The sequence below is a fragment of the Streptococcus infantis genome, assembly GCF_047463635.1.
GTDB classification, from domain to species: Bacteria; Bacillota; Bacilli; order Lactobacillales; family Streptococcaceae; genus Streptococcus; species Streptococcus infantis_W.
Window position 1 is genome coordinate 1 of the sequence record NZ_JASHDL010000031.1, and the last position, 9,262, is coordinate 9,262.

Annotated in this window: 2 protein-coding genes; both read left to right on the plus strand. The window is 42.8% G+C overall.

From position 1 onward, the window contains the following. Nucleotides 1–683, plus strand: a 683-nt coding sequence (locus QM867_RS10415) for an LPXTG cell wall anchor domain-containing protein (RefSeq protein ID WP_414315731.1), incomplete at its 5' end; no start/stop codon positions are given. A 339-nt stretch (nucleotides 684–1,022) separates the two neighbouring features. Further along, nucleotides 1,023–9,095: an SIALI-17 repeat-containing surface protein gene (locus QM867_RS10420; RefSeq protein WP_414315732.1), complete on the plus strand. Its 8,073-nt coding sequence runs from the start codon at nucleotides 1,023–1,025 to the stop codon at nucleotides 9,093–9,095. Nucleotides 9,096–9,262: the final 167 nt, after the last annotated feature.

Consider the following 9,262-nt stretch of genomic DNA (forward strand, 5'->3'; position numbering starts at 1 on the left):
CAACTGCGACAGATGTTAAAGTTAACAATGACGGATCAGTATCTGTAACTTACCCAGATGGATCAGTGGCGACATTAACACCAGTGAAGACAGTTAAAGAGTCTGAAGCAAATGGAGCTAAAGTACCAGCTCTTACTCCAGTAGTAGATCCTAACAACTTGACAGATGCAGAAAAAGCTAAAGTAGCTGAAGAAGTTAAGAAAGCTAACCCAACTGCGACAGATGTTAAAGTTAACAATGACGGATCAGTATCTGTAACTTACCCAGATGGATCAGTGGCGACATTAACACCAGCGAAGACAGTTAAAGAGTCTGAAGCAAATGGAGCTAAAGTGCCAGCTCTTACTCCGGTAGTAGATCCTAACAACTTGACAGACGCAGAAAAAGCTAAAGTAGCTGAAGAAGTTAAGAAAGCTAACCCAACTGCGACAGATGTTAAGGTTAACAATGACGGATCAGTATCTGTAACCTTTGCGGACGGATCAGTAGCAACAATTGCAGCTAATAAAGTTGTTAAAGAAGCTACTAAAGAGTCATCTGCTCAAGCACCATCTAAGAAAGCAGGAGCGAAAGAATTGCCAAACACTGGTACTAAACAATCTAACGCTTCACTTGGACTAGCACTTCTTGCAGCAGTGACAGGAGGACTCCTTATCTCTAAAAAACGTAAGGAAGAAGAGTAAACCATTACTCGGATAAAGCAAATCTTAGAATCTTGATTCTATGAGATTGCTAGAAAAGAAGCTGGGTAAAAACTCACTTCTAAATATCAAAACAACGAGCATTTCCATAGTTGGAGATGCTCGTTGTTTCTTATTATTTTCATAAAAACTCTTGTGTATGAAATTGAAAATAATAGGAAGTTGAGAATGCTTGATAAACAGTATCCACTGATAAGAATCTTGTTAACGGTATGTAGCGTAAAATAATTTCAAGAGGCAAACAAAATCCTTGTTTATTGGAGGGAAATTCGATAAAATAGAAAGGATTTAATATTTTATTATAAAGGAAAAAGTTAAGTGATGAAACATCAATTTTACGGAGAAAAGCGCCAGCGTTTTTCTTTTAGAAAGTTATCAGTAGGTCTGATATCAGCGACTATTGGAAGCTTCTTTTTGGGTTCTGTAGTTGGGACTAGTACACAGCCTGTTGAAGCAGCAGAGTTAGCAGCGAATCAAGCTGTTCAGATTCAGTATAAGTATGTTATAGAATCAGAATTGACAGATGCTGAAAATGCGATGGTTGTTAAGGAACTTCCAAAATTTGTAGAGGAAAGTACAGATGCATACTACTTGGTTTATCGTCCTAAAAAAGAAGGAAGATTGATAGGAAACTTACCAAGTACTGGCTACTCCGGTATATGGGAAGCAATCTTTGCAACAGCTGGTATTGTTCTTGCGGTCTTGGTAATTTCTAAGGGGAAAAACGGGAAAAGATATCTATCTTCGATTTTATTGGTGACTGGACTAGGATCCATTCTTCTTTCTCCTTCAATACTTGCAGTTACAAATATTGAGCTAGCTGCTTATAATCAGCTTTTAAATTTGGGACTAGGAGAGCAACTACCTCAGCCCTTGAACATTGAAAATTTTGAATACATTGGTTATCTGAAGAGTCAGGCTATTTTGAAAAATTCTTTGGAGCAAGGTGAAGAATCTAAGCATAAAGCTAATCAGACTGTGAATCAATCAGTGGACGGATCTGAAAATGACAAAGCGGTGGCAGTATCAAAAGCAGATAGTTCAGACAAGTCGACAGATGAAAAACTGGAGCTTGTCAATGGAGCAAACCGAGTGCCATCGGGAAGCTCAATTTCTGATCGCTCTGAGTTACAATTATCTAGTCAAGATGAAAGTCAAACGCAAGTGCTTCCTTATCAAACAGAATATCGCTATTCGGATAATCTTGTTAAGGGGCAAACAAAGACCATTCAGGTGGGTGTATCTGGGGAACGTACAGTGATTACTCGTCGCTACAGTGCTAATCAGAAGGTGATAAAATCTGAGTTGGTGTTTGATCAAGTGACAGTCCAACCTATTTCAGAGATTATTTTGGTGGGCACGGCAGAAAGTAATCAATTGCTTAAAGAATCTCCTGTTCACGACTTGCCAGAGTACCCAGCTCCTGTGGGTACAGCTGGCACAGACCCAGCTCCCGTTCATGAAGTTCCAGAATATACAGATTCAGTAGGGACGGTAGGTATAGAACCCGCCCTCGTTCACGAAGTCCCAGCCTACACAGAATCAGTAGGGACGGTAGGTACAGAACCTGTTCCGGTACATGACGTTCCCGAGTACACAGATTCAGTAGGTACATCTGGTGACGAACCAGCCCCTGTTCACGACGTTCCAGAATATACAGAATCAGTCGGCACAGCAGGCGACGCCCCAGCCCCCGTACATGACTTGCCGGAGTATACAGATCCAGTCGGCACATCTGGTGTAGAGCCTACCCCAGTTCATGAATTACCCGAGTATACAGATCAAGTAAATACGGTAGGTTCAGAGCCAGTTCCTGTTCACGACGTTCCCGAGTATACAGAATTAATCGGTACATCTGGTGACGAACCCGCTCCAGTTCACGAAGTCCCTGAATATATAGAATCAGTCGGCACAGCAGGTGCAGATCCCGCTCTGGTTTATGAGGTTCCCGAGTACACAGAACCTGTAGGCACAGTGGGTGACGCACCAGCTCCAGTTCACAGCGTTCCAGAATACACAGCTCCAGTCGGCATAGCCGGTGCAGAACCCGCTCTCGTTCACGAAGTCCCAGAATATACAGAACCAGTCGGCACATCTGGTGTAGAGCCTACACCAGTTCATGAGGTTCCCGAGTACACAGAACCAGTCGGCACAGCCGGTGACGACCCAGCTCCAGTTCATGAAGTCCCAGAATATACAGCTCCAGTCGGTACATCTGGCGAAGAACCCGCTCTCGTTCACGAAGTCCCAGAATATACAGAACCAGTCGGCACAGCAGGTGCAGATCCAGCCCCAGTTTACGAAATTCCCGAGTATACAGAATCAGTAGGCACATCTGGTGTAGAGCCTACCCCAGTTCACGAAGTCCCAGAATATACAGACCCAGTCGGCACAGCAAGTGACGAACCCGCCCCGGTTTATGACCTCCCCGAGTATACAGATTCATTGGGCACAGCCGGTGACGATCCATCCCCAGTTCACGAAGTCCCAGAATATACAGATCCAGTCGGCACAGCTGGCGACAATCCAGCCCTGGTTCATGAGGTTTCAGAATATACAGAATCAGTAGGCACAGCCGGTGACGAACCCGCTCCAGTTCATGAAGTCCCAGAGTACACAGAACCAGTCGGCACAGCCGGTGACGAACCCGCCCCGGTTTATGACTTGCCAGAGTACGCAGAACCAGTCGGCACAGCCGGTGACGAACCCACCCCGGTTCACGACTTGCCAGAGTATACAGAATCAGTAGGCACAGCTGGTATAGAACCCGCTCCGGTTTACGAAGTCCGAGAGTATACAGCTCCTGTGGGTACGGTAGGTTCAGAGCCCGCTCCTGTACATGAAGTTCCCGAGTACACAGAATCAGTCGGCACAGCTGGTATAGAACCTGCTCCGGTTTACGACTTGCCGGAGTATACAGAATCAGTCGGCACAGCTGGTGACGATCCATCCCCCGTTCACGAATTCCCAGAATATACAGATCCAGTCGGCACAGCAGGTACAGATCCATCCCCCGTTCATGAATTACCAGAGTACCCAGAATCAGTCGGCACAGTTGGTGACGAACCTGCCCCCGTTCATGAAGTCCCAGAATATACAGACCCAGTCGGCACAGCAGGTGCTGAACCAGCTCTAGTTCACGAAATCCCAGAATATACAGATTCAGTCGGCACAGCAGGCGACGATCCAGCCCTGGTTCATGAATTACCAGAGTATACAGAACCAGTCGGCACAGTGGGTGACGCACCCGCTCCAGTTTACGAAATTCCCGAGTATACAGAACCAGTCGGCACATCTGGTGTAGAGCCTACACCAGTTCATGAGGTTCCCGAGTACACAGACCCAGTCGGCACAGCCGGTGACGAACCTGCTCCGGTTCATGACTTGCCAGAGTATACAGACCCAGTCGGCACAGCAGGTGACGAACCCGCTCCAGTTCACGACGTTCCAGGTTACACAGATTCAGTAGGCACAGCAGGCGACGGTCCAGCCTCAGTTTATGAATTACCAGAGTATACAGACCCAGTCGGCACATCTGGCACAGAGCCTACACCAAGTTTTGACCTTCCTGAGTTAGAGCTTAGCTACGTAGATGAAACGCGAGTTGAAAAAGTAGCCTTTGAGATTGAGGAGCAGTATACTGATGAGTTAGTCAAGGATTCACGTATTGTAAGTGTCCCTGGAGTAGAAGGTGAGCGTACAATCAAAACTAGAGTCTACCATTCAAATAACCAAGAATTGGATCGTCAAGAATTATCTAATGAAGAAACCTTGGCACCAGTGACTCAGATTGTTAAGGTTGGAACAGCAAGTCCATTTATGATTCCAAATGATGCTCCAAAGGTTGAAGGCTTAGAAGAATTTGATTTAATTCCTCTCTACAATCTATTGTCAGAAGCAGAGCAAGTTAAATCACAGGTCCGTTATTTTAACGATATCTCAACTCGCCAAATTAGTTATGACTCGGCACTCCTTAAAGGTCAAGAATTATTGACGCAATCAGAAGCTAGTCAAGAGCAAGTCAACCAAGCAGTTGCAAGCATTGAGAATGCGAAAGAGCAATTACAGGGTCTAGACGTCACTAAGGTAGCTTTACAAACAGAATACCGAGAAAGTCAAGACATCCAGGATAGCTTCAAATACAAAAATGCTGACTCAGATAAAAAAACAAACTTTACAAGAGAATTTGCAAATGCAGAAACAGTTTTAGCAAATCGACTAGCTAGCCAAGTTCAAGTTGATCAAGCCTTGGCGAACTTGACAGCAGCCAGAACGGCTCTAAATGGAGTTGCAAAGGTTAGACCAAATCTAAGTATCCTCAGTCTTACAGAAAATCCAGAAGATCGTTCTGTTACGGTTCAGTATAACCTGACTGATGAAACTCAATCATTACGGACAGCTACAGCAGAATTATATGAAGGTGACCAGCTTGTACGCTCACTTCCGATTACGAATTTTGCAGGCAGTCTCAAGATTGGTGATTTGGATCATTATACAAATTATACTTTGAAGACAAAATTAACCTATGAATTAGATCAAGGCCAGGTTACAGACTTTGAAAAGGACAGTCGTCAATTTGAACTCGAGTATAAGAAAATTTCTATCCGAAATGTAGAGGCGGTTGAATTCTACAGCAAGGAAAATGATCAGTATAAACGCTTGATTTCTATGAACGCAGTTCCAAGCGATTTGTCAAATTACTTTGTCAAAGTTAAGTCTGCCGAGTCGAAAGAAATGCTCCTGCCAGTTCAGAGTATTGCCGAAAGTACTAAAGATGGTAGGGAAGTTTATAAGGTTACTGTATCTCTGCCTGAGCTTGTCCAAGAAAGTGAAACGGGTTATAAACCAGGATATGACTTCTACATCAGCAAATCTCATTCAAATCAACAAGGTGTCTATACTAGTTTTGCAAGTCTGTTAGAAGCGATGAAGAGCAACATGGCAGGCAACTTTGTACTTGGAGCTGATCTAGATGCTAGTGAAGTAAGCTTGGCAGCAAGCGATTATGTCTATCTGAGAAACAACTTTACAGGTAGCCTTACAGGTAGCCATAATGGTAAACAGTACGCTATTTACAACCTAGCCAAGCCTTTGTTTGAGAATCTCAAGAGTGGTGCTAGAATTTCAAATATCGATTTGAAGGATGTCAATATTGTTGGGACTTATGATTCTGCAAGCTTGGCCCGTTCTGCGGAAAATGCTCACATTCAAGACGTATCTGCTCAAGGGCGAGTTGCCGTGGTAGGGAATGCCAGTCAGGTTGCAGGGCTAGTGGTTGTTGCAACTAACACGCAAATTACAAATAGTTCCTTTACAGGTACTATCCAGACTAACGATAAGCAAAGCAAGGCCTATAATGTTGGAGGTTTAGTCGCAAATCTGAAAGGAAATGCTTCCCTACTGACACAAAGTAGAGCAGATGTTACGATTTTAGCGAGTGCCAAGACTAATGAGCAACGCTTTGGAGGTTTAGTTGGAAGATTAGAAGCCAATGCTCGTATCACTAATTCCTATGCATCAGGGAAAATTCAGAACTCAACCAAGAATGGCCAAATTGGTGGAGTAGTTGGTTCAAATTACTACAATGGTTTGATTGACAACGTCTTGAGTAATGTCAGTGGATCAAGAGTTTATAGTATTTCTGGCGATCAAGGTTATAAAAATGACCGTATCACCAATGCCTATGCAGTCGAAGGAATTGAAACACTAGCAGAAGATCCATTTGCTAGCTCTAAGCTTAGTCTTGAACAAGCCCAAGACAAGCTAGGAGAGTTTGGAATCACGACAAGCCTGGACGACACCAATCTGAACCTCTATGCAGTAGATTATAGTAAGGCGAAGAAAGTAGACAGTAACCGTACTATAGCTTACTTAAATATGGAAAAACTTCTGCCATTCTATAATAAGGAAACAATCGTAGCTTATGCCAACAAGCTAGCGGAGGATCATAAGCTCAACACCAGCTATTTGCTCGATGTAGTTCCGATGAAAGATCAGCAGATCATCACGGATATTCATGGAAATAAGACAGGCATCAATCGTCTCATGCTTCATTACGAAGACAATACCATTCAGTATCTAGAAGTTACCTATAAGGGAGACTTTAAAAATAAGGCTATAGCAGAATATACCATCAAGGACTTGAATCTTCTCTATACTCCGGAAGCCTTCCTATCTGACTACAGCAAGATTCTCACCAAAGTTTTACCAGAGTTGAATAAGGTAGTTTTAGATTCAGCTGCTGTGAGAACGGTCTTAGGTATAAATGCAGAAACTTCTCTGGATGATCTTTATTTGGATAAAGCCTTTGATCAAGTCAAAGCTAACTTATCTGTGGAGTTACGCAAGGTTCTGGCTATGGACAAGTCCATCAATACTGAGGGAACTGTAGTAGCTGATTATATCGCTAAGAAAATCACTGATAATAAAGAAGCCTTCTTAGTTGGTTTAACCTACCTAAATCGTTGGTATAACATCAATTATGACACCATCAATGTCAAAGATTTATCTGCCTATAAGTTTGATTTCTTTGGTAATAACGATGCGTCGACACTAGACACGATCATTGCCTTAGGTCGCTCTGGTTTTGAAAATCTCAAGGCCAAAAATACTTATCAAACCTATGATACTTCCTTGTCTGAGGCAACTGGTAAGCGAGGCTTATTCAATTATCTAGAAAGTTATCGTAATCTTTTCTTGCCGTATAAGACTAATAACGAATGGCTCAAGGATAATACAAAAGCTTATATTATCGAGGCCAAGTCGGACATAGCAGAAGCCAAGGCCCTCCAAGACAATGCAAACGATAAGAGTAAGTATTCTGTCGGAGTTTATGATAAGATTACATCAGACAATTGGGAACATAAGAGCATGTTGCTACCGCTTTTGACCATGACTGAAAAGGGTGTCTATATCATTTCTAATATGTCTACCATCTCTATGGGAGCTTATGATCGTTACCGAGATATTGTTGATGGGAAGGTCCGTACAGATGCTGAACTTGCTAGCTATGTTGAAGATCGAGTGAGAAAGTCAGCTGAATGGCAGAGAGACCATTACGATTTCTGGTACAAGATTTTAAGTGATGAAAGTAAAGATAAACTCTTCCGTTCGGTCTTGGTTTATGATGGTTTTGCTCTCAAAGATAAGAATGGTCAAAGATATTGGGCTCAACCAAATGACAAGCAATCCACTGCAATGCAGGAATTCTTTGGACCAGCTGGTAAGTGGTATCCAAGCAAGGGCTATAATGCTTACGCAACAGGAAGTATGACCCATTTTGACAATGCTCGTCTGCTAGAAGATTACGGAAACTCTGTTTATACACACGAGATGACACACAACTCTGATGGAGCCATTTATTTTGAAGGCTTTGGTCGTCGTGAAGGTCTAGGAGCAGAACTTTACGCTCGTGGTCTGTTACAATCTACACCAAGCCCAGATGAAGCGACAATCACCCTCAATACTCTATTCAAGGTTGATAAGGATTCTAAGACACGTCTCCATACTTATAACTTTAAAGAGCGCGTTCAGAATGAAGCAGACCTAAAAGATTACGTTCATGGTATGTTTGATATGATCTATACGCTTGATTACCTAGAAGCAAGCTCTATCTTGAAGCAGACAGATGAAGCCAAGATGAAGTGGTTTAGAAAAATGGAAAACTACTACATTACTGATAAGTATGGCAAACAAACTCATGCTGGTAACCAGACACGGACCTTCACTGCTGAAGAGATTAAGAAACTAAAAACTTTTGAATCCTTGATTGACAATGATGTCATTACTCGACGCGAAAACAAGGATAGTGGCAAGTATGCACGAAATGGTTATCTCAGTCTCAGTCTATTCTCTCCAATTTATTCAGCGCTTAGCAATCCAACTGGTGCGCCAGGTGATGTCATGTTCCGTCGTACAGCCTATGAGTTGCTGGCAGCTAAGGGCTATCATGAAGGATTTATCCCATATGTATCTGGTAAATTGTCAGAAGAAGCTCTGAAAGAGGGCAGCACAACTTGGGATGGATGGCTCGGAAGAGATGTTGGTCTAGTGACAGACCAGAAGGTTCTAGAAAATGTATTCAAAGGTGAGTATGACTCTTGGGCAGCCTTTAAGAAGGCCGTGTATCAAGAGCGGATTGATCAATTGACAAAATTGAAGCCGATTACCATTGAGTATGAACTCAGAAACCCAAATAGTACGAAGCAAGTAACTATTCGATCTTATAAAGATATGCAAAGGCTAATGGATGAGGCGACAGCAGAGGATGTTCGTAATATTGACAATGCTACAAGCCGCGTCGAAGCTAGCTGGGTTAACTTACTGAAGAAAAAGATTTATAATGCTTATCTTCGTACAACAGATGACTTCCGTCAGTCTATCTTTACCAAATAAGCTGCAAAATTACTTTTAATAAGTAGCATTATCCCTAGGTCTAAAACATACTAAGATTAGTAGTGAGGAAATCTCCGACGGGAGAAAGTACTCACTACTTTTTCGTTATGTTAAAGTAGTGGTGTCTTGTTAAGTCGATAAGTCCTTTGGCGCTAGACGTCGTAACT

What these genes read in the sequence shown, in the direction of transcription:
- QM867_RS10420 (WP_414315732.1), top strand. Translation starts at nt 1,023, where the DNA reads ATGAAACATCAATTTTACGGAGAAAAGCGCCAGCGTTTTTCTTTTAGA.